Annotated in this window: 24 protein-coding genes; 11 read left to right on the forward strand and 13 right to left on the reverse strand. The window is 65.6% G+C overall.

The genetic code is table 11. The annotated features are described in order from the left end of the window. Positions 1 to 3: 3 nt before the first annotated feature. From ACI0FO_RS10780 to ACI0FO_RS10810, 7 genes are all read right to left on the reverse strand, one after another. Entirely contained in the window at positions 4 to 1,158 is a 1,155-nt protein-coding gene (locus ACI0FO_RS10780) for an acyl-CoA dehydrogenase family protein (protein ID WP_416026510.1), read from the reverse strand. A gap of 17 nt (positions 1,159 to 1,175) precedes the next feature. Further along, a complete protein-coding gene (locus tag ACI0FO_RS10785; protein ID WP_416026512.1) occupies positions 1,176 to 2,000 on the reverse strand; it encodes an SDR family NAD(P)-dependent oxidoreductase in 825 nt (274 codons plus the stop codon). Between the two features lie 21 nt (positions 2,001 to 2,021). After that, entirely contained in the window at positions 2,022 to 2,441 is a 420-nt protein-coding gene (locus tag ACI0FO_RS10790; RefSeq protein ID WP_313465134.1) for a MaoC family dehydratase, read from the reverse strand. A gap of 10 nt (positions 2,442 to 2,451) precedes the next feature. After that, positions 2,452 to 2,895 carry a MaoC family dehydratase N-terminal domain-containing protein gene (locus tag ACI0FO_RS10795; RefSeq protein ID WP_416026514.1) on the reverse strand — a complete coding sequence of 148 codons (444 nt, stop codon included), beginning with the start codon at positions 2,893 to 2,895 and terminating at the stop codon, positions 2,452 to 2,454. Positions 2,896 to 2,905: 10 nt separating this feature from the next. Further along, positions 2,906 to 4,090, reverse strand: a complete 1,185-nt coding sequence (locus tag ACI0FO_RS10800; protein WP_416026516.1) for a lipid-transfer protein — start codon at positions 4,088 to 4,090, stop codon at positions 2,906 to 2,908. Next, entirely contained in the window at positions 4,087 to 5,619 is a 1,533-nt protein-coding gene (locus ACI0FO_RS10805) for a class I adenylate-forming enzyme family protein (protein ID WP_416026517.1), read from the reverse strand. The genes ACI0FO_RS10800 and ACI0FO_RS10805 overlap by 4 nt, the downstream gene beginning before the upstream one ends. A 126-nt stretch (positions 5,620 to 5,745) precedes the next feature. Continuing rightward, positions 5,746 to 6,798, reverse strand: a complete 1,053-nt coding sequence (locus tag ACI0FO_RS10810; protein ID WP_416026519.1) for an AraC family transcriptional regulator — start codon at positions 6,796 to 6,798, stop codon at positions 5,746 to 5,748. 190 nt (positions 6,799 to 6,988) lie between these two features. Between ACI0FO_RS10810 and ACI0FO_RS10815 the strand changes: the two genes are divergently transcribed. Both ACI0FO_RS10815 and ACI0FO_RS10820 read left to right on the forward strand, forming a co-directional pair. Beyond that, entirely contained in the window at positions 6,989 to 8,158 is a 1,170-nt protein-coding gene (locus ACI0FO_RS10815) for a CaiB/BaiF CoA transferase family protein (RefSeq protein ID WP_416026521.1), read from the forward strand. Positions 8,159 to 8,229: 71 nt separating this feature from the next. Beyond that, positions 8,230 to 9,225, forward strand: a complete 996-nt coding sequence (locus tag ACI0FO_RS10820; RefSeq protein WP_416026523.1) for a tripartite tricarboxylate transporter substrate binding protein — start codon at positions 8,230 to 8,232, stop codon at positions 9,223 to 9,225. A 36-nt stretch (positions 9,226 to 9,261) separates the two neighbouring features. On the opposite strand, the gene ACI0FO_RS10825 is transcribed toward ACI0FO_RS10820, so the two are convergent. Further along, complete coding sequence (locus tag ACI0FO_RS10825; RefSeq protein WP_416026525.1) at positions 9,262 to 10,161, reverse strand: LysR family transcriptional regulator; 900 nt, start codon at positions 10,159 to 10,161, stop codon at positions 9,262 to 9,264. A gap of 70 nt (positions 10,162 to 10,231) precedes the next feature. Here ACI0FO_RS10825 and ACI0FO_RS10830 point away from each other — a divergent pair, with 70 nt between their 5' ends. The 3 genes from ACI0FO_RS10830 to ACI0FO_RS10840 all read left to right on the forward strand — a co-directional run bounded on the left by ACI0FO_RS10830 (position 10,232) and on the right by ACI0FO_RS10840 (position 13,008). Next, entirely contained in the window at positions 10,232 to 11,479 is a 1,248-nt protein-coding gene (locus tag ACI0FO_RS10830; protein WP_416026526.1) for a CaiB/BaiF CoA transferase family protein, read from the forward strand. Then, positions 11,476 to 11,955 carry a MaoC family dehydratase gene (locus tag ACI0FO_RS10835; protein WP_416026528.1) on the forward strand — a complete coding sequence of 160 codons (480 nt, stop codon included), beginning with the start codon at positions 11,476 to 11,478 and terminating at the stop codon, positions 11,953 to 11,955. Before ACI0FO_RS10830 ends, ACI0FO_RS10835 begins: the two co-directional genes overlap by 4 nt. Positions 11,956 to 12,042: 87 nt before the next feature. Further along, positions 12,043 to 13,008, forward strand: coding sequence for a Bug family tripartite tricarboxylate transporter substrate binding protein (locus ACI0FO_RS10840; RefSeq protein ID WP_416026530.1), 966 nt, complete (start codon positions 12,043 to 12,045; stop codon positions 13,006 to 13,008). A 31-nt stretch (positions 13,009 to 13,039) separates the two neighbouring features. Here the strand turns inward: ACI0FO_RS10840 and ACI0FO_RS10845 are convergent, their stop codons facing one another. From ACI0FO_RS10845 to ACI0FO_RS10865, 5 genes are all read right to left on the reverse strand, one after another. Beyond that, positions 13,040 to 13,414, reverse strand: coding sequence for a tautomerase family protein (locus ACI0FO_RS10845; RefSeq protein ID WP_416026531.1), 375 nt, complete (start codon positions 13,412 to 13,414; stop codon positions 13,040 to 13,042). 138 nt (positions 13,415 to 13,552) lie between these two features. Next, on the reverse strand, positions 13,553 to 14,809 hold the full coding sequence (locus ACI0FO_RS10850) for a quaternary amine ABC transporter ATP-binding protein (RefSeq protein ID WP_416026533.1): 1,257 nt from the start codon (positions 14,807 to 14,809) through the stop codon (positions 13,553 to 13,555). Further along, a complete protein-coding gene (locus ACI0FO_RS10855; RefSeq protein WP_416026535.1) occupies positions 14,806 to 15,663 on the reverse strand; it encodes an ABC transporter permease in 858 nt (285 codons plus the stop codon). The genes ACI0FO_RS10850 and ACI0FO_RS10855 overlap by 4 nt, the downstream gene beginning before the upstream one ends. Before the next feature lie 293 nt (positions 15,664 to 15,956). Then, entirely contained in the window at positions 15,957 to 16,958 is a 1,002-nt protein-coding gene (locus ACI0FO_RS10860; RefSeq protein ID WP_416026537.1) for an ABC transporter substrate-binding protein, read from the reverse strand. A 467-nt stretch (positions 16,959 to 17,425) separates the two neighbouring features. Beyond that, on the reverse strand, positions 17,426 to 18,694 hold the full coding sequence (locus ACI0FO_RS10865) for a class I SAM-dependent methyltransferase (protein WP_416026539.1): 1,269 nt from the start codon (positions 18,692 to 18,694) through the stop codon (positions 17,426 to 17,428). Between the two features lie 208 nt (positions 18,695 to 18,902). Between ACI0FO_RS10865 and ACI0FO_RS10870 the strand changes: the two genes are divergently transcribed. The 6 genes from ACI0FO_RS10870 to ACI0FO_RS10895 all read left to right on the forward strand — a co-directional run bounded on the left by ACI0FO_RS10870 (position 18,903) and on the right by ACI0FO_RS10895 (position 24,901). Continuing rightward, positions 18,903 to 20,051 (forward strand): Bcr/CflA family multidrug efflux MFS transporter, encoded by a 1,149-nt coding sequence (locus ACI0FO_RS10870; protein ID WP_416026541.1) that lies wholly within the window; start codon positions 18,903 to 18,905, stop codon positions 20,049 to 20,051. 349 nt (positions 20,052 to 20,400) lie between these two features. Further along, a complete protein-coding gene (rpmB, locus tag ACI0FO_RS10875; protein ID WP_054427120.1) occupies positions 20,401 to 20,637 on the forward strand; it encodes a 50S ribosomal protein L28 in 237 nt (78 codons plus the stop codon). 37 nt (positions 20,638 to 20,674) lie between these two features. Next, complete coding sequence (gene rpmG / locus ACI0FO_RS10880; RefSeq protein WP_003810296.1) at positions 20,675 to 20,842, forward strand: 50S ribosomal protein L33; 168 nt, start codon at positions 20,675 to 20,677, stop codon at positions 20,840 to 20,842. A gap of 197 nt (positions 20,843 to 21,039) precedes the next feature. Continuing rightward, positions 21,040 to 22,269 carry an ABC transporter substrate-binding protein gene (locus tag ACI0FO_RS10885; protein WP_416026543.1) on the forward strand — a complete coding sequence of 410 codons (1,230 nt, stop codon included), beginning with the start codon at positions 21,040 to 21,042 and terminating at the stop codon, positions 22,267 to 22,269. After that, on the forward strand, positions 22,269 to 24,146 hold the full coding sequence (locus ACI0FO_RS10890) for an ABC transporter permease (protein ID WP_416026545.1): 1,878 nt from the start codon (positions 22,269 to 22,271) through the stop codon (positions 24,144 to 24,146). Before ACI0FO_RS10885 ends, ACI0FO_RS10890 begins: the two co-directional genes overlap by 1 nt. Further along, complete coding sequence (locus tag ACI0FO_RS10895; protein ID WP_416026548.1) at positions 24,143 to 24,901, forward strand: ABC transporter ATP-binding protein; 759 nt, start codon at positions 24,143 to 24,145, stop codon at positions 24,899 to 24,901. Before ACI0FO_RS10890 ends, ACI0FO_RS10895 begins: the two co-directional genes overlap by 4 nt. The last annotated feature ends 42 nt before the right edge of the window (positions 24,902 to 24,943 follow it).

Consider the following 24,943-nt stretch of genomic DNA (forward strand, 5'->3'; position numbering starts at 1 on the left):
CCTTCAGGCGGTCATGCCGCGGGCAATGATCTCTTTCATGATCTCGTTCGATCCGCCATAGATCTTGCCCACGCGCGCGTCGGCATACATGCGGGCGATAGGGTATTCCAGCATGTAGCCGTAGCCCCCATGCAGTTGCAGGCATTCGTCGATCACTTGGCAGTTCATCTGCGTCGTCCACCACTTCGCCATGGCGGCGGTGGACAGGTCCAGCACGCCCTCCAGCTGCCGCGCAATGCAATCGTCGACGAAACGCGCCGCGATGGTCGCCACGGTCTCGCATTCAGCCAGCTTGAAGCGCGTGTTCTGCATGTCGATCAACGGTTGGCCGAATACCTGCCGCGTCCGGGTGTAGGCCACCGTCTCGTCGATGGCGCGCCGCATTGTCGCCACCGCGCCCACGGCGATCAGCAGCCGCTCACGCGGCAATTGCTGCATCAGTTGCGTGAAACCGCGTCCTTCCGCTTCGCCCAGCAGGTGGGCGGCCGGCACCCGCACGCCGTCGAAGAAGAGCTCTGCCGTATCCAGGCTTTTCTGGCCCAGTTTCTCCAACAGGCGGCCACGTCGGAACCCTGGCAGGTCCCGGGTCTCGACCATGATCAGCGATACGCCGCGCGAACCGGCGTGCGGATCCGTCTTGGCCACCACGCAGATCAGGTCGGCATGCAGGCCGTTGGTGATAAAGGTCTTGGAACCGTTGACCACGTAGGCATCGCCGTCGCGAACCGCGGTGGTGCGCACGCTTTTCAGGTCAGAGCCCGCGCCGGGTTCGCTCATTGCGATAGCGCCTACCAGTTCCCCAGTCGCCATCTTGGGCAGCCAACGCTGCTTTTGCGCTTCGGTGCCGTAGTTCAGGATGTAATGCGCCAGGATCGCGCTATGCACGTTGTTGCTGAAGCCATAGACCATGGCGCGCGCCTGTTCCGCCGCCACGATGGCCTCGTGCGCGAAGGTGCCGCCGCCGCCGCCATAGGCCTCGGGCATACTGACGCACAGCAGGCCCATGCGGCCCGCCTTGTGCCAGACCTCGCGGTCGGCATGCTGCTGTTTGCGCCATTTTTCCTCGTCAGGCACGAACTCCTTTTCGAACAGGCGGCGCGTGGAATCCTGGAATAGCGTCAGGTCGGCGTCCATCCAGCCTTGCCGTGGCGTGTCCATCAGGTTCTCCTCCGGCATCAAGGGCGGCCGCCGCCCACGACCAGCACCTGGCCGCTGACGTAGTTGGATTCCGGCAGGCAGAACAGGTACACGGCCCCCGCCGCTTCCGCCGGCGTGCCGGCGCGGCCAATCGGGATCAGGCTTTCGGCGTTTTTCAGCACCTGTGGGTTTACGCCCACCTTGATCTGGCGGCCCTGGATATCCAGCGTGGCGTCGCCATCGGCGGCCGCCTCGGTCAGGCGGGTCTTGATCAGGCCGAACGCCACGCTGTTCACATTGACTTTGTAGCGCCCCCACTCCTTGGCCAAGGCCCGCGTCAACCCGTTGATGCCCGCCTTGGCGGCGGCATAATTGGCCTGGCCCGCATTGCCCATCACGCCCGACGTGGACGAAATATTCACCACCTTGCGGAAGACCTCGCGCCCTTGCGCGGCCTCGGCCTTGGCGGCTTCACGGATAAAGCCGGAAGCGGCGCGCAGGATCCGGAACGGCGCGGACAAATGCACCGCCAGAATCTCGTCCCACTGCTCGTCGGTCATTTTCTGGATGACGTTGTCCCAGGTATAGCCGGCGTTGTTCACGATGATGTCCAGCCCGCCGAACGCGTCCACCGCCGTGCCCACGAAGCGCTCGGCGAAGCCGGATTCCGTCACGCTGCCCACGCAGGCCTGCGCCTGTCCGCCTATTTGGCGGATCATGGCCACCGTGTCTTCGGCAGGGCCGGCGTCCAGGTCGTTCACGACAACCTTCGCGCCTTCGCGCGCCAGCTTCAGCGCGATTTCCTGGCCGATGCCGCGGCCCGACCCCGATACCAGCGCAACCTTTCCGTCAAGCGTTCCCATCGTCTCTCTCCTGTTCCGTATTCAAGGCGCGGCCAGAACCGCCACGCCGCTCAACCTGAGTTCGCCCGTCTGGCTGCGGGCATTAAGTTCAACCCGCAACCGGGTTTCGCCCTGCGCCTCGAAGCGCTCGACCACTTGGCCGGTACAGCGCACCTCGTCGCCCACATGCGTGATCGCCACGAAGCGCACGGCAAACTCGCGCAGCGCCGACTGCGGCGCCCAGTTCGTCAGTAATCGCGCCAGATAGGCCGCCGACAACATGCCGTGCGCAAATACGTCGTCCATGCCGGCCGACCGGGCAAAGTCCAGGTCCACGTGAATGGGGTTGTGATCGCCCGATGCGCCGCAGTACAGCGCCAGCGCATGTCGGCTGATGGGGCCTGCCGTGAAGCCGGGCAGCGCGTCGCCCGCCCGGGCATCTTGATATCCGTTGCCGCTCATCGTGCTCTCCTTAACCATTGCGCACCACGGTGACGGCGCGCAATTCAGCCACCAGCTTTCCCGCTGCGCCGGTCACTCGCGTTTCGCGCACCACGAATTCCAGCGCACCGCCTTTCTTGGCATAGATGTCGGTGATGCGCGGCTCAAAGCGCAGCACGTCGCCGGCATGCGCCATGGCGTGATACGTGAAGCCCTGTTCACCGTGCAGCACCCGGCCGATGTCGATCCCCAAGAGCTCGCGCATGGCGGCAGGACGCGGGCTATCCATTTCCAGGCAGAAAAAGAAGGTTGGAGGCACGGGCAAAGCAGGATGGCCGGCGGCGCGCGCAGCGGCCTCGTCGGCATAGACGGGGTCATCCTGCCCCGTCGCCTTGGCGAAGAACCGCAACCGCCCCGCTTCCACCGTCGTGGTAAATGCGGGCAGCTCGGCGCCGATATGTCGGGTGTCCAGCATGGTGGTCTCCTCAGGCGGCCTGGTACAGCGTGACGACGCAGGCGCCGCCCAGCCCCAGGTTGTGCTGAAGCGCCAGCCGCGCGCCATCCACCTGGCGCAGCTCGGCCTGCCCCCGCAATTGCCAGACCAGTTCCGCGCATTGCGCCAAGCCGGTCGCGCCCAGCGGATGGCCCTTGGACAGCAAGCCGCCCGACGGATTCGTTACCACCCGGCCGCCATACGTGTTGTCGCCATCGAGGATGAACCGTTCGGCGGTCCCTTCGGGCGTCAGCCGCAAGCCTTCATAGGTGATCAGTTCGTTTGCCGTGAAGCAGTCATGCAGTTCCACCACATCCACATCGCCCGGGTCGACGCCGGCGGCCTCATATACCTGGTCGGCCGCGGCACGCGTCATGTCGTAGCCCACGAGCTTGCGCATATCGCCTTCGCCGAACGTCGACGCCGTGTCGGTCGTCATGGCCTGCGCGGCGATGCTGACCGCCGGCGACAAACCATGGCGGCGCGCGAAATCCTCCGAACACAAGATGGCCGCCGCCGCCCCGCAGGTGGGCGGGCAACACTGCAAACGCGTCAAGGGATCAAAGATCATGGGCGCGGCCAGCACGTCGTCCAACGTGACCGTCTGGCGGAACACCGCGTAGGGATTGCGCGCCGCGTGCTGGCGCGCCTTGACCGAAATGCGCGCGAACGTATCCGACCGGATGCCGTGTTCCTTCATGTAGTCGCGGCCCGCCCCGCCGAAAAACTGGGCGGCGCGCGGCTTGGCCGCGTCGTACCCCTGCCGGTCCGTCATGGACGACACGAACGTCGATAAGGGCGACGGGCGGTCCTCGTACACGCCTTTCAGCGCGCCGGGCACCATCTGCTCGAAGCCCACGGCCAGCGCGCATTCCACCGCGCCACTTTCCACCGCTTGGCGCGCCAGGAACAATGCGGACGACCCGCTGGCGCAATTGTTGTTCACGTTGAAAACGGGAATGCCCGTCAGGCCCACGCCGTACACCACCGCCTGGCCGGACGTTGAATCGCCGTAGACGTAGCCCGCATAGGCTTGCTGCACGGCGTCATAGGGCGCGCCGGCATCCTTCAAGGCTTCGCGCACGGCGCGCATGCCCATCACGGAATACGGTTCGCTTGCACCGGGCTTGCTGAACGGGATCATGCCGACACCAGCCACCCATACTTTTCGATTCATGCCTGCTTCTCCTTGAGAGGCGTTACGGCTTGGGCCGCACGCGGGGATTCATGGCCCTGCCGTAGCACGGACTTCAACACCTTGCCTGCCGCCGACATGGGAAGGTCGTCGCGGAATTCATAACTTTTGGGGCATTTGTAGGTAGCCAGCCATTGACGGCAATGGGCCTGCAGCGCGTCGATGTCAGGCGCGTGACCGGCGCGCGCGACGATCACCGCATGCACCGCTTCGCCCCAGCGTTCATGGGGCACCGCGATCACCGCGCAGCGCGCCACCCCGGCATGCTGCGCCAGCACGGCCTCGACTTCCGCGGCGTAGACGTTTTCGCCGCCGCTGACGATCATGTCTTTCAAGCGGTCGACAACGGTCAGGTATCCCGCCTCGTCCAGCCGCGCGGCATCGCCCGTCAACAACCAGCCGTCGGCGAACGCGCGGGCGGTCTCGTCGGGCAGGTTCCAATAGCCCGCCATCACCATGGGGCCGCGCACCGCCAGTTCGCCAACCTGGCCCACCGCGGCCTCCCGCCCGTCGGGTGTCAGGATGCGCACCTCCACGCCCACGGCGGGACGTCCGGCAGACATCGCGCGCGGACCGCCATGCCGGACATCCGCATTGATCGCCACCATGGCCGACGTTTCCGTCATGCCATAGGCATGCACGAATTCCGCTTTCGGAAACGCGGCCAGCGCACGCGTCAGCAGCGCCGGCGAAATGGGCGACGCGCCCCAAATGACGCGCTGCACGCCATCCAGCCGGTAGTCTCCGAATCCCGGCTCATCCAACAGCATCTGGATCATGCTGGGCACCAGCAACACCTCCGTGACGCCGTCGTCCTGCAAGGACTGCAGCGCCGCCTTCGGATTGAAACCGCGCTGCATCACCACGGACGCGCCCGCCAGGAACTGGCCCATCAAGCGCCCCAGCCCCGCCACATGGAACAGCGGCGCCACCAGCAGCACGCAGCTGTCCGCGTCCGTCGGCACGGTAGCCAGCCGTGCCACGGCGGCGCTCCACAAGTTCGCGTGCGTCAGCATCGCGCCCTTGGGAAAACCCGTGGTGCCGCCCGTATACAGAATGGCGGCCAGCGTGGCGCCGCCCGCGCGCAGATCTTCGATAGGCGCGGCGGCGGCAGCCCGGGCTTCCAGCGCCGGCATCGCGTGCAAGCGCGTCGACGACGGCACCGCCACATCGGCCATGCGCGGCGCAAGCGCTTCATCCACCAACAACAGGCGCGGCGCGCCATCGGCCAGGCCCTGCGTCAGCTCGGCGCCGCTCCAGCGGGTATTCAGGGGTTGGATCGCCGCGCCCAGCCACCAGCACGCCAGCATCCACGACACATAGGCCGCGCTATTGGCGCCCAGCAAGGCGACGCGGTCGCCCGGCTGCACGCCCTCGTCACGCAACGCCGCGGCCTTGCGCGCCGTCCAGTCCAGCAGTTCGGGATACGTCCAGCATTGCGCGCCTTCGCGCAACGCAATCTTGGCGGGATACAGCTGGCTTGCGCGATGCAAGCCTTGCGTCAGATACATGGCTTTGTCTCCTGCGGCACGCGGTCTCTGTGGCCCGCTGTCCTGTCCAGCCAGACGCCCTGCGCCCGACCGTTGCCGAGCCCATAGCTTCCCGTCAGGCGCTGCGGGCGGCAATGGCCGCAGGCGTCAAACGGATTGGCGGAAAGTGTCAGCGGCCGACGGCATGCAGGCGGGACCGCACACCAGGCGGTTGCGGCGGTATTCGCCCGGCGATACGCCGGTCCATTTCTTGAATGCGCGATGGAAGGTGCTGGATTCGGAAAAGCCCAGCCGTTCCGCGATATCCATCAGGGACAGGTCGTGCCGGCCCAGGTACTCCACCGCGGCGTCCCGGCGCAGGTCGTCTTTCAGCACCTGGAATCCTTGCCCTTCTTCGCGCAGATGCCGCCTGAGGGTTTGCGGCGTCATCGACAACTGCGCGCTAATCTGCGCCAACGACGGCAGTTCGGCGGACAAGTCGCTGCGCAGCAGCCGGCGGATGCGGTCCGTCAGGGTCGCGCGGTCCTGGTACTTCACCAGCAAGTCGAACGGGGCGTTCGCCAGAAACGCCTTCAACGCCTGCGCGTCCTGAACCACCGGCAACGCCAGCCAGCGCGACTCCAGCCACAGGCCGGACACGGGCTGCCCATAGCGCACGGGCGCATGGAATACCCTGTGCGCGTCAGCGCTGCGCGCACCTTCGTGGTAGTCCACGCCCGACACCGGAATGCGCCGGGCGGCCAGCCAATTGGCCACTCCCAACGTGAAGAACAGGAAGGTGCGTTCGCCATACCATTGCGTGCCCCGACGTTCGCCGCGCGAATCCAGCACGATGTGCGCGGATTCGCCGCTGACGCACAGCCGCGCCGTGAAGTCGCGCAGCACGCCGTGGTAGTAGCGGAACGCCGCGCGCAACGCCTGCCCCACCGTGGGCTCCTGCAAGGCCAGCCGGCAGGCATGGGCGAATGCGCCCATGGGCACGGGATGCTGCCCCAGCGCCAGGAAATCATCACGCGTGGCGCGCCGCAGCATCCGCAATATCTGCGCGAATTGCGCCTGCGACACACGCGCCATCGGCGCCTGCAGCAGCGTGGGCGGCACGTCGGCGCGCACCAGGACGCGGTCCACGTCCACGCCCCGGCTGCGCGCGCCTTGCAAGATCTGGGCGATATGTTCGACGGCGATGGTGTGATGGGTCATGGCGTATTCCAACGGCTGGTAAACACCGGCAGCGTCGATGGTAGCCAAAGCCCCTGCCGCGTGGAATGCCCGGCATGAGCATTCCCGCCAAGCGGAATCAGCGATTTCGCCATTGGTTCGCCGCAAAGCCGCGCCTAGACTGGTTTTCCCGCCTGGCCGGGCGCCTCTTCGTATTTACCGGAGTCCCTCTTTGGATACGCCGAACACCGCCCCGCTTGCGGGCATCAGGGTCCTGGACCTGTCGCGCTTGCTGCCCGGCCCGCTGGGCGCGCAGTATCTGGCCGACCTGGGCGCCGACGTCGTCAAGATCGAAGACACCCGAACGGGCGACTATGCGCCGCCCCCGCTGCGCGCGGTGTGCAACCGCAACAAACGCGGCCTGCGCCTGGATTTGAAACACCCCGACGGCCAGGCGGCGCTGGCCGCGCTGGCCCGCGACGCAGACATTGTGATCGAGAGCTTCCGACCGGGCGTCGCCGCGCGGCTGAACGCCGACTATCCCACGCTGTCCCGGCACAATCCCCGATTGGTGTATTGCAGCATCACCGGTTACGGCCAGAATGGCCCGCAATGCGACGCCGCCGGCCACGACCTGAACTACTCGGCCTACGCCGGCGTGGCCGATCAGATGGGGTGCGCGCCCGACGCGCCGGCGCTATCCAATCTTCCCGTGGCCGACATTCTGGGCGGTTCCTTGACCGCCGTGATGGGCATTCTGGCGGCGCTGGTCGACGCGCAGCGCACCGGCCGTGGACGCTATGTGGACATCGCCATCGCCGACGGCCTGCTGGCCGGCGCCGTGGTGCCGCTGGCCACGCTCAATGCCCTGGGCGATACGCGGCCCGCAGGCGGCGACAGCCTGTCCGGCGCGCTGGCCTGCTACGGCCAGTACCGCACGCAAGACGGACGCTATCTGGCCGTGGCCGCGCTGGAACCGAAATTCTGGGACACCTTGTGCCGCCGCCTGGAACGCCCCGACCTGCTGTCCCTGCATCGCCAGGGCGGCGCTGCGCAGCAGGCTTACGTCAAGGACGAATTGCAGCGCCTGTTCGGCGCGCGGCCGATGGCGCATTGGCTGGCGTTGCTGGAGGGCGCCGACTGCTGCGTGTCGCCCGTGCTGAAACTGTCTGAAAGCCTGGCGCATCCGCAATTCGCCGCACGCGGCATGGTGCATCACGCCGAACACCCGACTTACGGGCCGGGCGCGCACATCGCCAGCCCCGTGAAGATGTCGGGGTTCCAGTTCGCCATTCACCGCCAGGCGCCGTTGCCTGGCGAACATACCGATCAGATCCTGCGCGAGGCCGGTTACGACGACGCCGGCATCGCCAGCCTGACCGGACGCGGCATCGCGCGGTAGGCACATACGGCCGATGCGTCAGGCGCGGCGGTGAATCCGCAGCGCCCATGAAAACCAGGACGGAGACAATCATGACCGATCATCCTCGCTACACCGCCTTGCCCACTCGGCGCAGCCTGCTCAAATTGGGGCTGGCCCTGCCCGCCGCGCTGGCGCTTGCCCGCCCCGCGCGCGCCGCCACCTTCCCCACGCGCCCGGTCACGCTGATCGTGCCCTTCCCCGCAGGCGGCGCGACGGACACGCAGATGCGCGCGCTGGCGGTGGCAGCCTCGCGCGAACTGGGTCAAACCGTCATCATCGCCAATCGTCCCGGCGCGGGCGGCACCCTGGGGCCGGCCGCGATGGCCCAGACCGCCGCGCCCGACGGGTACACGGTGTCAGTGGTGGTGGGCACGCTGTTCCGCTATCCGTTCCTGCAAACGGTGAACTACGACCCGCTGACGGATTTCACCTATGTCGCCTGCATGACGGCCTATTCCTATGGCATCGTCGTGCGCCAGGATGCACCATGGAAAACGTTGGATGAGCTGATCGCGCACGCGCGCGCGAACCCCGAGAAGATCAGCTATGGCGGCACCGGCACGGGGGGGTCCGGGCGCATCGCCATCGAACGTCTGTCGCGGCTGACCAACGTGAAGTTCAACTTCATTCCCTACAAGGGCGCCGCCGAAGAGACCACCGCGCTGCTGGGCGGTCACATCCAGATGGTGTCCGACGCGGGCTGGGGGCCGATGATCGATACCGGCAAGGCGCGCCTGCTGGCAGTCATGGGCGAGGCGCGCGCCAAGCGCGTGCCGGATGTTCCGACACTGACGGAACTGGGGTACCCCATCGTCGCGTCCAATCCGGTGGGCATCGCCGGCCCCAAGGGCATGGATCCCAAAGTGGTGGCCGTGCTACAGCAGGCGTTCCACCGCGCGGCGCGCGATCCCGACTACAACCGCGCGCTGGAAAACGCGGATCAGCCCCACATGCTGATGGACAGCAAAGCCTACACCGACTACGCCGTGCGGCAAGTGGCCGAAGAGAAACGCTTCGTGGCTGAACTGGGGCTGAAGATGCAGTAGCGCAAGGGCGGAACCGGGCGCGCCGCCCGCCGCCGTTCAGCCGGCCGCCAGCGCCAGCATGCTGTCACGCAGCCTCAGCGCCGATGCGCACGAGGTGTCGCGATGCGTCACCAGCGACAAGGACAGCGCGCCGCGCGCGTCGGTGTCGGTCAGGCGCACAAAGGCCACGTGCGGCGTGGAGTAGGCGCGTGTCACCCCCGGCACCAGCGCCAGCCCCATGCCGCTGGCCACCAGGCTAACCAAGGTCTGCACCTGGATGGCCTCCTGGCTGATGCGTGGCGAGAATCCCGCCTTGTGGCACAGCGCCAGCGTCACGCCATTCAAGCCGGGCACCTTGGCGGGCGAATACAGCACGAAGCTCTCGGACCGCACACGTTCCAGGGCAACCGGCCCGCCGCCGGCCAACGCATGCCGTGCAGGCACCGCCAGCATCAGATCGTCGCGCTCGACCACCCAGGAATCCAGCATCGCGTCTTCCGCCAACGGTCCCCGCACCAGGCCCGCATCGATTTCATTGGCGCGCAGCATCGCCACCAGCCCCACCGTGCTGTCCTCGCGCAGGTCCAGTTGCACGTCGGGGTACTGCGCGCGGAAGGCCGGCAGGCAGCGTGGCAGCAGCATGTACGTGGCTGAACCCACGAAACCCAGCCGCAACGTGCCCCATTCGCCCAGCGCGACCCGACGCGCGGCCTGTCGGGCCTGCTCGGCGTGAAACAGCGCGCGGCGGGCGTCGGCCATCAAGGCGTCTCCGGCGGGCGTCGTGGTGACGCCTTTGGCGCCGCGAATCAGCAGCGGCACGCCCACGGCATGCTCCAGCTTCTGGATCGACACCGACAGCGCCGGCTGCGCGATGTGCAGCGTGTCGGCGGCGCGCCGGTAACTGCCCAGTTCGGCAATGGTCACGAATTGCCGAAGGTGCCGTAGATCAATAGCCATAACAGATTCCGTATCGCTTGATACCGAAGCCATATTAGACGGATATCTGACACGCCGATAGGATTTCCCCATGACATCCTTCCCCGATTCTTCCACCAGCGCGCTGGACGGCGTGCGCATCCTGGACCTGACGTCCGTCGTGTTCGGCCCCTATGCCTCGCAGATACTTGCCGACTACGGGGCGGACGTCATCAAGATCGAATCGCCCGACGGCGATTCGACGCGGCGCACCGGGCCTTCGCAAGAGCCGGGCATGGCGGCCATTTTCCTGGGCCTGAACCGCAACAAGCGCAGCATCGTGCTGGACCTGAAGCAGGCGGCGGCGCGGCAGGCGCTGCTGACGATGGTGGATCAGGCCGATGTATTGATGCACAGCATGCGTCCCGCCAAGATGGCCGCGCTGGGGCTGGACCCCGACACGCTGTGCGCGCGCAATCCGCGGCTGGTGTATGCCGGCCTGTACGGCTTCGGCGCAGGCGGCGCCTACGAAGGCCGCCCGGCCTATGACGACATCATCCAGGGCCTGTCCGGCGTGGCCGATCTGGTTGACCGCCAGACCGGCACGCCGCGCTACCTGCCCACCGTGGCCGCGGACAAGACCTGCGGCCTGATTGCCGCGCATGCAATCCTGGCCGCGTTGTTCCAGCGTGCTCGCACAGGGCGCGGCCAGCAACTGGAAGTCCCCATGTTCGAAAGCATGGCGTCCTATGTGCTGGTGGAGCATTACTACGGCAGGCACCTCGCCGACGAACCGGGCGAAGCCGGCTACCCGCGTGCGCTCACTTCCTGGCGCAGGCCCTGCCAGACGGCCGACGGCCACGTGTGCCTGATGCCCTATACCGACACCCACTGGCGCAACTTTTTCCTTGCCGTGGACCGCCCCGACCTGGCTGACGACCCACGTTTTTCCGACATTTCCGCCCGGACGGCGCATATCGGGACGCTCTACGAATCGCTTGCGGAAATTGTCATCCGGCAAGGCACCGCGTACTGGCTGGCCCTATGCGAACGGCTGGAGATCCCTGCCGCGCCGATCAACCGCCTGCAGGATCTGGAGGCCGACCCGCACCTGCGCAGCGTGGACTTCTTCACGGCCCTCGAAAGCGCATCGGGCAGCCACTACCGCTTTCCGCGCAACCCCGTGCGCCTGCAGCATTCCCATGTACCCGCCGCCATACCGCCGCGCCTGGGCGAACACACCCTGGACGTGCTGCGCCAGGCCGGCCTGGATGAGGCCCGGATCGCCGCGCTGCTGGATACCGGCGCGGCCCGGGTTGCACCTTCCCCGCACATCGACAACCGCAAGGACCCCGCATGACCACAGACCGCAACGCCGCCCCCATCGCGCAACTCGGCCAGGGCTATTACTGGCAGGACCTGGCCGTGGGCCAGCGCTTCCGTACTTTCCGCCGCACGGTGACCGAGACCGACATCGTGAATTTCATCAGCGTCACCGGCATGCTGGAAACGATCTTCATCGACGCCACCTACGCGCACGGCGCGATACCGGGCCGCCCCGCCCCCGGCGGGTTGACCTATGGCCTGATCGAAGGGCTGATCATGCAAGGCATGGTCCAGGGCACTGGCCTGGCGCTATTGGAAGTCCATAAGAAGATGCTGGCGCCCGTTGTGGCGGGCGACACCGTCTGGGCCGAAATCGAGGTGACAGGCATACGCCCGACCTCGCAGCACAACCGGGCGGTGGTCACGTCCGCCATCGACGTCCGCAACCAGCACGGCACGTCCGTGATGGCCTACACGGCCACGCGCATGCTGGCCGGCCGGCCGGCCTGAATCCGCACCCGGCAACAAAGCGCCCCGCAACGAGGGCGCTGCCACCCGGCGGCGATACGCCACCGATAAGACACAAGGAGACAAACCATGAAAAGAGCATTGCTTGCGGCCGGCCTGGCCATCCTGGCGCTGGGAGGCGCCACGGGCGCACGCGCGGCATGGCCCGAACGCCCGATCACAATGGTGGTGCCTTTCCCGCCCGGCGGCCCGACCGACCTGGTGGCCAGAGTGCTGGCCAAACAATTGACCGAACAGTTGGGCCAGACCGTATTGGTAGAGAACAAGGGCGGCGCCAACGGCAACATCGGCATGCAATATGCAGCGGCCGCCAAGCCCGATGGCTACACCGTGCTGTACAACACGTCGTCCATTGCGCTCAGCCCGAACCTCTACCGGTCACTGGCATTCGACCCGGTCAAGGATTTCACCCCGGTGTCCAGCACGGCGGTCATCCCGCTGGTGCTGCTGGTGCATCCGTCCGTGCCCGCGGACAGCGTCCAGGCGTTCGCCGACTACGCGCGCCGGCATCCCGGCAAGCTTTCCTATGCTTCGGCGGGCGCGGGTAACGTCACGCACCTGGGCGCGCTGCTGCTGTTGCGTTCGCTGGACATCGACGCGGTGCACGTGCCCTACCGCGGCAGTGCGCCCGCCATGACGGACCTGGTCGGCGGACAAGTGCAAATGATGACCAACACGCTGAATGACTCGCTCGGTTTCATCCGCGAAGGCAAGTTGCGCGCGCTGGCCGTCACCAGCGCCGCCCGCAGCCCCCAGTTACCCGATGTCCCGACGGTGGCCGAAACGGTCGCTCCGGGTTTCGAGATGGGCGCATGGCAAGGCGTGGTGGCCCCGGCCGGCACGCCGGCGCCGGTGATCAAGCGGTTGAACACCGAAATCCTCCGCGCGCTGCAATCGCCCGAGATGCAGAAACAACTCAAGGCACAAGGTGCGCAGGCATTGGGATCAACACCGCAGGAATACGGCGCCTACATCCAGAGCGAGATCAAGCGTTGGGGCGAGGTCGTGAAGGCCGCCAACGTGAAGCTGGACTGACCGAAACGAGCCGGGCCCCCGGCCGCTGCGTTCAGCGGCCGGCCGCCTTGGCGCTGATGCCGTTGGCCACACCCATGTCGACTTTGGGCACGTCGCGGATCAGCACCCGCACGTCTTCGCCCGAGATATCGATGCTGGTGCATACGGCCTGATTCACCGCGGCGATCAGCGCGGCTTTCTTGGCTTCGTCGCGGCCTTCGATCAGCGCCGCGTCCACGCGCACCATGCGCTTACCGATTTCACCGGCCACGATCACGTTTTCAGCAGGCACTTCCTGCAGCACGATGCGCACGCTGGGCAGCGGCGCGGCGATGCTTTCCACGACGGCGTTGGAAACCGCGTTCAACAGCGCGGCCTTCTGAGCGGCCGAGTGGCCTTGCAGGATCTGGACATTCAAAATTGGCATGGCGGCTTCCGATTTTTCGAATAGCGGGAATCCGGCCGAAATGACCGGCCAGCCATCATATAGCGACTTTGCCCGCGTGCAAGCGATTGCAGGCGGGCAAAGTCCAGGCGTCGAACGCCTACGAAAGCGCCAAAACGATCAGGCCGCTTCGCCCCGGTGCGCGGGGGCGGGCTGGGCTTCCAGTTCGCTGGCGGCGCTTTCGGCCGACGGCGCCGTTTCGGCCAACGCCGGCGTCACCAGTTCCACGACCTTCTTGCGCGACAGCATGCCAAGGAATTCGTCATCCTCGCCCGTGACGGCGACCGGCTGATCGCTGTGTACCAGTTGCGCCAGCACCTCGCCCAAGCCCGCCGTGGCCGGCACCGAAGCCAGGTCTTCAACGAAGCGCGACACGTCGCGCGCACCCTGCTGAATGGCTTCCTCGGCCGCCTTGGCCGTCAGCACGCCCGCCAGGCGCTTGCCGTCCAGCACGGGCGCGTACTCATAGTCCATTGCCCGCATGCGATCCAGCGCATGCGCCGGACGCGAGCGCATCGTCAGGGTCAGGCGCGCGGGATTCACGGCGTGCGTGGCGTTAAGCACCTTGGTGCGGTTCACGTCCTGCAGGAACGACTGCACATAGTCATTGGCCGGATTCAGCAGAATGTCTTCCGGCGTGCCTTCCTGCACCAGTTCGCCGTCTTTCAGGATGGCGATGCGGTTGCCCAGGCGCAGGGCCTCGTCCAGATCGTGCGTGATGAACACGATGGTCTTGTTCAGCTTGGCTTGCAGCTGCAACAGCTGGTCTTGCATCTCGCGGCGAATCAGCGGGTCCAACGCCGAGAACGCTTCATCCATCAGCAGGATTTCGGCGTCGGTGGCCAGCGCCCGCGCCAGGCCCACGCGCTGCTGCATGCCGCCGGACAGTTGATGCGGGTACTGGTTTTCAAAGCCGGCCAAACCCACTTGTTCCAGCCAGTCGCGGGCACGCTTCTCGCGTTCCGCCTTGCCCACGCCCTGCACGGTCAAGCCATACGCGGCGTTGTCCAGCACCGTGCGGTGCGGGAACAGGCCGAAGCGCTGAAACACCATGCTCATCTTCTTTTGGCGGAAGACTTCCAGGTCGCGCTTGTTCAGGCTGACCACGTCCACGCCGTCCACCAGGATGTGGCCCGCGCTGGGCTCGATCAAGCGGTTGAAGTGGCGGATCAACGTCGACTTGCCGGACCCCGACAAGCCCATGATGACGTAGATGCTGCCTTCTTCGATCGACAGGCTGATGTCGCGCAGGCCCAGCGTGTGGCCGCTTTCGGCCAGCAACTGTTCTTTGCTCATGCCGTTCTGGGCGGCTTGCAGCCATTTCTTCGGATGCGAACCGAAGACCTTGTAGATGTTCTTGACCTCGATCTTGCTCATCGCTGGCCTCCCATGCGCATGCGCTGTCCATACGATTGCGTGATCCGGTCGAACAGCACGGCCAGCACCACGATACCCAAACCTGCCAGCAGGCCGCGGCCCACTTCCAGACGGTTGATCCCCAGCAACACTTCATAGCCCAGGCCGCGCGCGCCGATCATCGACGCGATCACCACCATCGACAGCGCCATCATCGTGGTCTGGTTGATACCCGCCATGATGTTGGGCAAGGCCAGCGGCAGCTGCACGCCGAACAATTGCTGGCGCGGGTTCGCGCCGAATGCGCGCGATGCTTCCAGCACTTCGCGGTCGACCAGGCGGATGCCCAGGTCGGTCAGGCGGATCAGCGGCGGCACGGCGTAGATCACCGTGGCGATGATGGCGGGAATCTTGCCCAGGCCGAACAGCATCACGACCGGAATCAGGTACACGAAGCTGGGCATGGTCTGCATTACGTCCAGCACCGGCAACATGATGGAGCGCAGCCAGTTGATCCGCGCCATCAGCACGCCCAACGGAATGCCGATCAGCACCGACAGGCCGGCCGCCATGATCATCAACGCCAGCGTCTGCATGCCGGCGTCCCACAGGCCCAACACGCCGATCACGCACAGCAGCGCGCCCATCGCCAGGCTCAGGCCGATGCGGCGGCTGACGCCCCACGCGATGGCCACGGTCACGGCGACCACCGCCCACCAGGGCGAGCTGCGCAACACTTGTTCAAGCCACACCAGGGCGTGCAGGACCGGCTGAGACAGGGTCTCAAGCGTGTCCGCGTAATTGGTGACGAGGTGATCGACGAACCCGTCGATCGCCGCCCTTACCTGACGGGCGGGAATAATTTCAGGAAACATTGTTTCGACTCCATTCTGGGGCGCTTACGGTGGCGGTCGCCGCCGGAGGTTCCGATAGACCGGATGTTCCGCAGCCAAGCGGTTTCCAAGGCGGAAACAGGCTGCGGGACGGCGGCGCCAACAGCTTGCATCCGAACGCGAGCGTCCGGCAAACAGCCATCCCAGGGGAAAAAGCCCAGGGCAACTTGCCCGCCACGGGGCTTTTTCCCTTGAGGCGGCCCGACAAACCGGAGCATTTCCAGCAGGCCGGGCCGGCACGCGCCAAAGCGGCGCGAGGCCTGCACCACGATGTATTACAGCGCGCTTTGGACGCGCCCGGCGACGTCGGCGGGGACCCACTTGGTCCAGACGTCGGGCTTGTTCTTCAGGAACCACTTGGCCACGGTGCTGGAATCGTCGCCAGACTCTTCCATGTGGGCCAGGGTTTCATTGATCACCGGCAGCGGCACCGACACCTTGGCCAGGAAGGCGGTCAGCGTGGGCGCTTCTTCGGAGAACTTGGTGTTCACCGCGGTGAAGACGGGATTGTCGGGGTAGGCGCTGGCCTCGGGCTTGGCGCACTTGGACGACGTCAGGCACTTGTGCTTTTCGGCGTCATAGGGCGGCATGTCCAGCTTGACCAGGTCCATCGCGCCGACCAGTGGCGTGGGCGACCAGTAGTAGAAGACAACGTTCTGCTTGCGCTTATACGCCGACATCAGCGCCGCTTTCTGCGCCGCGCCCGTGCCGGGCGAGTACAGCGTGTAGCTGTCGTCCAGCTTCAGGGCATGGAACAGGTTGTTGCTGGTGACTTCGCAACCCCAGCCCGCCGGGCATCCGTAGAAGCGGCCCTTGCCGGGCTCTTCCGGGTCCTTGAACTGATCCTTGAACTTCGGCAGATCGGCTGCGGCCTTCAGTTCGGGCAGGCGTTCGGCGGTGTAGCGGGGGATGTACCAGCCCTCGGCGCCCATGTACAGATCGCCGATGCGCTTGACCTTTCCGGTCTTTTCGGCGCGGTCCCAGGGATCGGCCACGCTGTTCAGCCAGATCTCGGTATTGATATCCAGGTCGCCGCGCTCAAGCGCGGCCAGGGCGGGCAGGGTTTCCGTCGGCAGGGTTTCGGTCTTGCAACCGTAGCCCTTTTCCATGATGAAACGTTCGACATCCACCAGAACCAGGTTGGATTCCCAGTTCATGGCGCCGAAATTGACCGGGCGCTTGATTTCGCATTGCGGTGCGTCGGCGGCCTGGGCTGCACCGGCAAACGCAAACATAACGGCCGCGGCGGCCAGGGTCTTGACAGGGGTAAAACGCATTGGGCTTTTGCCTCCATAGGTTCAGGGACACACGCCGGGCCTGGCCTGGCAGTGCCATGGAGCTAAGGGGGTTGTGCGGAAGACGGGCAGAACCGCCAATACAAACCGACACTAGCGGCAAGACGATCCGCAAGCGGTGCGGAATCTTGCTAGACAGAGGTCTTCAAAAGGGTATTTTTAAAAACCCGCAGAAAGTGAACAAACTGAACGAAGAAGGCAGCATATTAAACGAAATTACTGCGGCACCCAACCCCGGGCCAGAATAAAACCGATACATAACGGCTCAAAAAGCCACGGGATAACCCTGATCGACCAGAGGAAAATTGCCAATTTTCCCTAGGGAATATCATCTTCTCGGCAACGACACATTTAGTAAATATCTTATTCTTATTAGTACAGTCTAGCGGTTTCAGACGGGCTGGAAAGCCCGCTTTCCGGCTCAAAAAAGGCATGAATTCAACTGGAATTCAGCTCTTGCGGGCCCCGTCATACATATAGTCGCGCCGCCAGGGGTAGGAAAGGTCTGCGGGGTTGTCGAGTTCGTCGGACCGGCCCGTGGCAGGCAGCTGACCCAGGGTCTGATGCAGGGCAATCCAGCCGTGCTCGAACGCCATGGCGCAGCCAGCCAGGTACAAGCGGTATGCCCGCAGCGAACGGGCGCCTTGCTCCCCGCCCAGCACCTGCGCCGCCTCCGGCAGTCGGGCCTCCAGCGCGTCGCTCCACGCCCACAACGTGCGCGCGTAATGGGGCCGCAGATTCTCCACGTCCACCTCTTCCAATCCGCCGTTGGTCATGGCTTCCATGACCACGCTGATATGGGTCAGTTCGCCGCCCGGGAAGATGTATTTCTCGATGAATTCGCCCATGCCGTTGCCCAGCTCGGGGTTATAGACGCCAGCTGCGGTGATGCCGTGGTTCATGATCAGCCCGCCCGGCTTGAGCAGGCGGCGCAGCTTGGCGAAATAGCCTTCCAGTTGCGCGCGGCCCACATGTTCGAACATGCCGACCGACGCGATCTTGTCGTACTGTGCGGCTTCGTCCAGCTTGCGATAGTCCAGCAATTCCATGCGGACCCGGCCAGCCAGACCTTTTTCCTGAATCAGTTTCGTGACGTGCGCGTGCTGATTGCGCGACAGCGTGATGCCAGTGGCGTCCACGCCGTAATTTTCGGCGGCCCACAGCAGCAGCCCGCCCCAGCCGGCCCCCACGTCCAGAAAGCGTTCGCCCGACTGCAATCGCAGCTTGCGGCAGATATGGTCAAGCTTGGCTTCCTGGGCCTGCGCCAGAGTCATGTCGGGCGTGCGGTAGTACGCGCAGGAATAGACGCGGCGCGGGTCCAGCCACAGGGCGTAGAAGTCGTCGGACAGGTCGTAATGGAATTCGATCTGCTTGGCATCGCGCTCCACCGAATGGCGCCACACCGACACCACTTTGCGAACCAGCTCCGTCAGCCAACCGCCCCGCGCCGCATCGACCGGCGAACCCGGAAGCAACGCCGACGCGGCGGCCATCACGTCGCGCATATTGCCTTCGATATCGATGCGGCCTTCCACATAGTCCTGCCCCAGCACCCCCACGGCGCCTTCGGCCAAGTGGGCCAGCGCCGCCTTATCGTGCGTCACGAAACGGACGCGCGGATCAGGCGGCCCCAGCACGGCGCCGTCCGGCAGCACAAGTTGGACAGGGACGGGCAAGGCCTCAAGCTTGCGTTCCACGACAGACAACAAAGGATTCACGGCTTCTCCTCTGGATACGCTACGGACGCTAACGACTGTATCGGAAAACAGCTGAAATTTGCGTGTCAGCTTACCCGTGATACAGTCGCTGGCTTGGCGCAAAACCTGCAACAAAACGCATGCGCGCGCCCTGTCTCTGCGTTTTACCGCGACCACGATGCCCCCAACACCCCTTTCCCGCAGCAGCCTGCCTGGTTGGCTCATTCTCATGGGCGCGCTGACGGCGATCGGCCCCTTCGCCATCGACATGTATTTGCCCGCGTTCCCGACGATCGCGGCGAACCTGGGCGTGCCGCGCGGCGACGTCGAACGCACGCTGGCGGCCTACCTGATCGGGCTGGCGCTGGCGCAAGTGTTCTACGGCCCCATGGCCGACCGCTTCGGCCGCAAGCCGCCGTTGATGGTGGGCTTGGCGCTTTTCATGGTGGCGTCGTTGGGCTGCGCCCTGTCGGGCTCCGTCGAAGCGCTGACTGGCTGGCGCGTCGTGCAGGCGATGGGCGGCGCAGCCGGCATCGTGATTCCGCGCGCGGTCATCCGCGACCACTATGAAACCCATGAAGCAGCCCGCGCGATGTCGCTGCTGATGCTGATCATGGGCCTGGCCCCGATTCTGGCGCCGCTTGCCGGCGGTCAGTTGCTGGCCTTTGCTTCCTGGCGCAGCCTGTTCTGGATCATGCTGGCCGGCGGCGCCATGCTGATGCTGGCGGTGGCGAAGATCATGAAGGAATCGCTGGCGCCCGAGCGCGCCGTGCCGCTGCGCTGGAGCACCATCCTGCGCAACTACCGCGACCTTTTCGCGCATCGCGGCTTCATGGCGCACAGCCTTGCGGGCGGCTTCGGCCAGGCCGGCATGTTCGCCTACATCATCGGATCGCCGCGCGTCTTCATCGAACTCTACGGCGTGCCGCCCCAATACTACGGCCTGCTCTTCGGCACCAACGCGCTGTCGCTCATCATCTGCTCGCAAATCAGCGCCCGCCTGCTGCGCACCTATCAGCCGCGCCAGCTGCAACGCAAAGCCCTTACCTCGCTGGCGATCGCAAGCCTCGCGGCCGTGGCGCTGACGCTGGCTGGCTGGATGACGCTGCCGCTGCTGATGCTGTGCCTGATCGGCTACATGGGCAGCCAGGGCTTCGTGAACCCGAACTCGGCGGCGTTGGCGCTATCGGACCAGGGCAAGCGCCTGGGGGCGGCCTCGGCCTTATTGGGGACACTGCAATTGTCCTGCGGCGCGTTGGCCGGATTCGCCGTCAGCGCCTGGCAGACGGACAGCGCCCTGCCCCTGACCACCACGCTGGCCACGTGCGCCTGCTTGTCCTGGATATCGGGCCGTGTAGCGCGGTCGCACACGTCATAAGCGTGGCCGCTTGATTTACTTGGCTTTTTCGTATTAGAATCTACGTCTTCACATGAAGTTTCCCGTGCTGGACTACTATGCTTTGTAGTGCAGCACTCTGACCCCAACCGCGTAGCGTTGAGGAATCCGGCCCAAGGAATTCGACAAGAATTCCAAGCAGGGATTTCAGCGGGTGGCAGGCAGCGGGTATAAGCACGGGCGGATCCGATCCCCCTCATCCACTAAGACTGGGTGGCCGGCAAAGGCAGCGCAAAGGCAACACATTGCGCTTTCCCACACAGCCCGGCGGCTAAAACCCTGTCTACCCCCCAAGCGATGCGCGAAAAGAACGACATAAAGAGGTGCATCCATGGCACGCGTATGCCAAGTGACCGGCAAAGGCCCGATGGTGGGCAACAATGTTTCGCACGCAAACAACAAGACCAAGCGTCGCTTCCTGCCGAACCTGCAATCGCGCCGGTTCTGGGTTGAAAGCGAAAACCGCTGGGTTCGTCTGCGTGTTTCGGCCAAGGCCATCCGCACGATCGACAAGAACGGCATCGACGCCGTCCTGGCCGACATGCGTGCCCGTGGCGAAGCCGCCTAATCGGCGCCCCCTACAATCACCATACTAGGAGCACGACATGGCTAAAGGTATCCGCGAAAAGATCAAGCTCGAGTCGACTGCCGGCACGGGTCATTTCTACACGACCACCAAGAACAAGCGCAACATGCCCGAAAAGATGCTGATCAAGAAATTTGATCCGGTCGCTCGCAAGCACGTTGACTACAAGGAAACCAAGCTGAAGTAATTCAGCCGGTATTCTGGTGAGTCCCAGAAAGCCCTGCCTTGCAGGGCTTTTTGCATGGGGCCGCCGTCACGGGCCCGCCCCGGGAGGGGAACCGTCTATTGCCGCGCAGCAAAGGCGCGTGTTTCAATTGGCCGCAACCCGCAGTGCCCCGTGCCGCGCGGCGACGCCCGATCCCTCTTGCCTGCGATACCCCTGCCATGCTTCGTCCCAGCCTTACCCTGCTGCGCCGCGCATTCGCGCCCGCGCTTTTGGCCCTGGCGCTGACTCCGGTCACCGCTGCCGCCGCCAAAGACAAAGAGCCGCCGATACGCATTGGCGAAATCAACAGCTACAAGGCTATCCCGGCCTTCCTGGGTCCGTACAAGAAAGGCTGGCAGCTGGCGCTGGAGCAGGTCAACGCCGACGGCGGTGTGCTGGGAAGGAAGCTCGAGGTCATCTCGCGCGACGACAACGGCAACCCCGGCGATTCGGTGCGTGCCGCCCAGGAACTGCTGGCGCGCGAGAAAGTGGAACTGCTGTTCGGCGGCTTCCTTTCCAATACCGGACTGGCCCTGACCGACTTCGCCAAGCAGCAACAAGTGTTCTTCCTGGCGGCCGAGCCCCTGACCGACAAGATCACCTGGCAGGAAGGTAACCGCTACACCTACCGGTTGCGCCCCTCGACCTGGATGCACGTCGCGGCACTGGCGCCCAAGGCACTGGCCTTGCGCAAGAAACGCTGGGCCATCGTCTACCCCAACTATGAGTACGGGCAATCCGCCGTGGCCACATTCAAGGCCATGATGAAGTCCTTCCAGTCCGACGTGGAATTCGTGGCCGAACAAGCCGTGCCGCTTGGCAAGGTAGACGCCGGCGCCGTCGTGCAGGCCCTGGCCGACGCCAAACCCGACGCCATCTTCAACGTACTGTTCGCCGCCGACCTGACCCGTTTCGTCCGCGAAGGCAATACGCGCGGCCTGTTCGAAAATCGCGCGGTGGTGTCCGTGCTGTCGGGCGAACCCGAATACCTGGAACCGCTGGGCGCCGACACGCCAACGGGCTGGATCGTCACCGGCTACCCCTGGTACGCCATCGACACCCCGGCTAACAATGCCTTTGTCGACGCCTACAAGAAGCGCTACAACGAAACGCCCAAAGTGGGCTCGGTGGTGGGCTACGCGTCGCTGATGTCGATTGCCCAGGGCTTGAAGGCCGCCGGCGCGGTGGACACCGAAAAGCTCGTCGACGCGTTCGCGGGCCTGAAGGTGGACACGCCCTACGGACCCATCCAATACCGCAAGATCGACCACCAGTCGACGATGGGCGTCTACGTGGGCGTCACCGCCGTCGAAGACGGCAAGGGCATCATGAAGGACTTCACCTACATCGACGGCGCGCGTTTGCAACCGCCCGATGAACAGGTCCGCAAGATGCGTCCGGCGCACTGATGAGCCTGTCTGGGCTGCTGTCGCAGTTGCTCAACGGCCTGGCCGACGCCAGCGCCTTGTTCCTGGTCGCGGCGGGCCTGTCGTTGATTTTCGGCGTGACCCGCGTGGTGAACTTCGCCCACGGGTCGTTCTACATGCTGGGCATCTACCTGGCATGGACCTTCACCACGTATTTCGGAGACGGCGCCGGTTACTGGGCCGGCCTGCTGCTGGCGGCGCTGGCCACGGGCTTGATCGGCGCCGCCGCCGAATGGTTGGTGCTAAAGCGCCTGTACCAGGCGCCCGAACTGTTCCAATTGCTGGCCACGTTCGCGCTGGTGCTCATCATCGGCGATGCCGCGCTGGCCATCTGGGGACCGGAAGACTTGTTCGCCGCGCGCGCGCCCGGCCTGTCCGGCGCGGTGCAGATCCTGGGCCGCCGCTATCCGCAATACGACCTGCTGCTGATCGCGGCCGGGCCCGTGGTGCTGGGTCTGCTGTGGCTGCTGCTGATGCGCACGCGCTGGGGGCGGCTGCTGCGCGCGGCATCTGAAAATCGCAACATGCTGGCCGCGCTGGGCGTGAACCAGGCTTGGCTGTTCACGTCCGCCTTCACGCTGGGGGCATTCCTGGCAGGCTTGGGCGGCGCCTTGGCCGCCCCCCGCGTGCCGGCCACCCTGGGCCTGGACCTGGAGATCATCGCCAGCGCCTTCGTGGTGGTGGTGGTGGGCGGCCTGGGTTCGATACCCGGCGCCTTCTTGGCCGCCCTGCTCATCTGCTCGGTCAAAGCCGTGTTCGTCTTCCTGGGGCAGGTCCAGATCGGCCCGTGGATGTTCAACCTGTCGAAACTGACACTACTGGCCGAGTTTGCGGTGATGGCCGTGGTGCTGGTGGTGCGGCCGTGGGGCCTGTTGGGCAAAGCCCCAGCGCGCGCCTCGCACGGCGGCGCACCGGAACGCCCCATCGCGCCTGCCGGCAGAAAGCTGCGCCTGGCTTACGGATTGCTGCTGGTTCTATTGGCGCTGGTGCCCGTCGCCGCGCTGCAGTGGCCGTATCTGGGCATCCTGATGACCGAGATCCTGATCGCCGCGCTGTTCGCGGCCAGCCTGCATTTTCTGACCGGCCTGGCCGGCATGACGTCTTTCGGCCATGCCGCCTGGTTCGGCCTGGGCGCCTACGGCGCCGCGTTGCTATTGAAACTGGCCGCCGTGCCGATGGAGGCCGCGTTGTTGCTGGGCCCCTTCGCCGCCGCCTTCGGCGCGCTGCTGTTCGGCTGGTTCTCCGTGCGCCTGTCCGGCGTGTACCTGGCAATGCTGACGCTGGCCGTAGCGCAGATCCTGTGGGCGCTCGCCTACCAGTGGGACGACGTGACCGGCGGCAGCAACGGCTTGATCGGCTTGTGGCCTTCGTCCTGGCTGGCGCAAGGCCCGTGGTTCTATTACGCAACCCTGGCCTTGTGCGCGGCGGGCATCGCCTGGCTGCGGCGCCTGGCGTTTTCGCCGCTGGGTTATGCCCTGCGCGGGGTGCGCGATTCCGCCATGCGCGCCGAAGCGCTGGGCATGGAGACCCGGCGCGTGCAGTGGGCGGGCTTTGTCGCCGCGTCCTTCGCTGCGGGGCTGGCAGGTTCGCTGTACGCGTTTTCCAAAGGCAGCATCGCGCCCGACGTGCTGGCCGTCAGCCGCTCGGTGGACGGGCTGGTCATGGTGCTGCTGGGCGGCTTGCAGACGCTCGCGGGCCCCCTGGCGGGCGCCGCGGCCTACACCTGGCTGCAAGATGTGGCGGCGCGCAGCACCGAGTATTGGCACGCCGTGCTGGGCCTGGCTATCCTGGCGCTGGTCTTGGCGTTTCCGGAAGGCTTGGCGGGCGCCGCGGTGCGATTGCAAAAGAGGCGCGCATGACCCCGTCGCCCGCCTTGCTTCAGGTCGAGTCGCTGCGCAAATCGTTCGGTGGCATCGATGCGCTGGCCGACGTGTCGTTCACGCTGGAAGCCGGCAAGATGCTTGCGCTGATCGGCCCGAATGGCGCGGGCAAGTCCACCTGCTTCAACGTGCTGGGCGGACAACTTCGCCCGGACGCCGGATCGGTGCGGCTGGACGGGCGTGAACTGATAGGCCTGTCCGCCGGTAAGATCTGCCGGTTGGGCGTGGGCCGCACCTTCCAGACCGCCGCGACCTTCCGCTCGATGACCGTGCGCGAAAACGTGCAGACGGCCCTGCTATCGCGGGACCGTCTGCTGTTCAATCCGTGGCGTCGCGCCAGCCGCCACGCCGTCGACGAGGCCATGGCCCTGCTCTCGCAAGTGCAAATGGCGGATAAGGCGGATGCCGCCTGCGGCACGCTGGCTTACGGCGACGTCAAACGGGTCGAATTGGCGATGGCGCTAGCGCACCAGCCGCGCCTGCTGCTGATGGACGAGCCCACGGCAGGGATGGCCACGAACGAGCGGCACGCGCTGATGCGGCTGACGCGCCAACTGGCCGACACGCAACGCATCGCGGTGCTGTTCACCGAGCACAGTCTGGACGTGGTGTTCAAACATGCCGACCGCATCGCCGTCCTGGTGCGTGGTGCCTTGATGGCGGAAGGCGAGCCCGCCGCCATCGCGGCGGACCCGCGGGTCCGCGCGGCCTATCTGGGCACGGAAGCCCCCTGATGGGTCCATGAAGCCACGCGAAGCCCGCCGAATCAGGCGGAG

This window comes from Achromobacter marplatensis (genome assembly GCF_049060505.1).
In the GTDB taxonomy this organism is placed as follows: domain Bacteria; phylum Pseudomonadota; class Gammaproteobacteria; order Burkholderiales; family Burkholderiaceae_B; genus Achromobacter; species Achromobacter marplatensis_A.

Excerpts from the sequence above, each read along its gene's own strand:
- ACI0FO_RS10780 (WP_416026510.1), bottom strand. The coding sequence starts at position 1,158 with ATGGACACGCCACGGCAAGGCTGGATGGACGCCGACCTGACGCTATTC.
- ACI0FO_RS10785 (WP_416026512.1), bottom strand. The coding sequence starts at position 2,000 with ATGGGAACGCTTGACGGAAAGGTTGCGCTGGTATCGGGGTCGGGCCGC.
- ACI0FO_RS10790 (WP_313465134.1), bottom strand. The coding sequence starts at position 2,441 with ATGAGCGGCAACGGATATCAAGATGCCCGGGCGGGCGACGCGCTGCCC.
- ACI0FO_RS10795 (WP_416026514.1), bottom strand. The coding sequence starts at position 2,895 with ATGCTGGACACCCGACATATCGGCGCCGAGCTGCCCGCATTTACCACG.
- ACI0FO_RS10800 (WP_416026516.1), bottom strand. The coding sequence starts at position 4,090 with ATGAATCGAAAAGTATGGGTGGCTGGTGTCGGCATGATCCCGTTCAGC.
- ACI0FO_RS10805 (WP_416026517.1), bottom strand. The coding sequence starts at position 5,619 with ATGTATCTGACGCAAGGCTTGCATCGCGCAAGCCAGCTGTATCCCGCC.
- ACI0FO_RS10810 (WP_416026519.1), bottom strand. The coding sequence starts at position 6,798 with ATGACCCATCACACCATCGCCGTCGAACATATCGCCCAGATCTTGCAA.
- ACI0FO_RS10820 (WP_416026523.1), top strand. The coding sequence starts at position 8,230 with ATGACCGATCATCCTCGCTACACCGCCTTGCCCACTCGGCGCAGCCTG.
- ACI0FO_RS10825 (WP_416026525.1), bottom strand. The coding sequence starts at position 10,161 with ATGGCTATTGATCTACGGCACCTTCGGCAATTCGTGACCATTGCCGAA.
- ACI0FO_RS10830 (WP_416026526.1), top strand. The coding sequence starts at position 10,232 with ATGACATCCTTCCCCGATTCTTCCACCAGCGCGCTGGACGGCGTGCGC.
- ACI0FO_RS10835 (WP_416026528.1), top strand. The coding sequence starts at position 11,476 with ATGACCACAGACCGCAACGCCGCCCCCATCGCGCAACTCGGCCAGGGC.
- ACI0FO_RS10840 (WP_416026530.1), top strand. The coding sequence starts at position 12,043 with ATGAAAAGAGCATTGCTTGCGGCCGGCCTGGCCATCCTGGCGCTGGGA.
- ACI0FO_RS10845 (WP_416026531.1), bottom strand. The coding sequence starts at position 13,414 with ATGCCAATTTTGAATGTCCAGATCCTGCAAGGCCACTCGGCCGCTCAG.
- ACI0FO_RS10850 (WP_416026533.1), bottom strand. The coding sequence starts at position 14,809 with ATGAGCAAGATCGAGGTCAAGAACATCTACAAGGTCTTCGGTTCGCAT.
- ACI0FO_RS10855 (WP_416026535.1), bottom strand. The coding sequence starts at position 15,663 with ATGTTTCCTGAAATTATTCCCGCCCGTCAGGTAAGGGCGGCGATCGAC.
- ACI0FO_RS10860 (WP_416026537.1), bottom strand. The coding sequence starts at position 16,958 with ATGCGTTTTACCCCTGTCAAGACCCTGGCCGCCGCGGCCGTTATGTTT.
- ACI0FO_RS10870 (WP_416026541.1), top strand. The coding sequence starts at position 18,903 with ATGGGCGCGCTGACGGCGATCGGCCCCTTCGCCATCGACATGTATTTG.
- rpmB (WP_054427120.1), top strand. The coding sequence starts at position 20,401 with ATGGCACGCGTATGCCAAGTGACCGGCAAAGGCCCGATGGTGGGCAAC.
- rpmG (WP_003810296.1), top strand. The coding sequence starts at position 20,675 with ATGGCTAAAGGTATCCGCGAAAAGATCAAGCTCGAGTCGACTGCCGGC.
- ACI0FO_RS10885 (WP_416026543.1), top strand. The coding sequence starts at position 21,040 with ATGCTTCGTCCCAGCCTTACCCTGCTGCGCCGCGCATTCGCGCCCGCG.
- ACI0FO_RS10890 (WP_416026545.1), top strand. The coding sequence starts at position 22,269 with ATGAGCCTGTCTGGGCTGCTGTCGCAGTTGCTCAACGGCCTGGCCGAC.
- ACI0FO_RS10895 (WP_416026548.1), top strand. The coding sequence starts at position 24,143 with ATGACCCCGTCGCCCGCCTTGCTTCAGGTCGAGTCGCTGCGCAAATCG.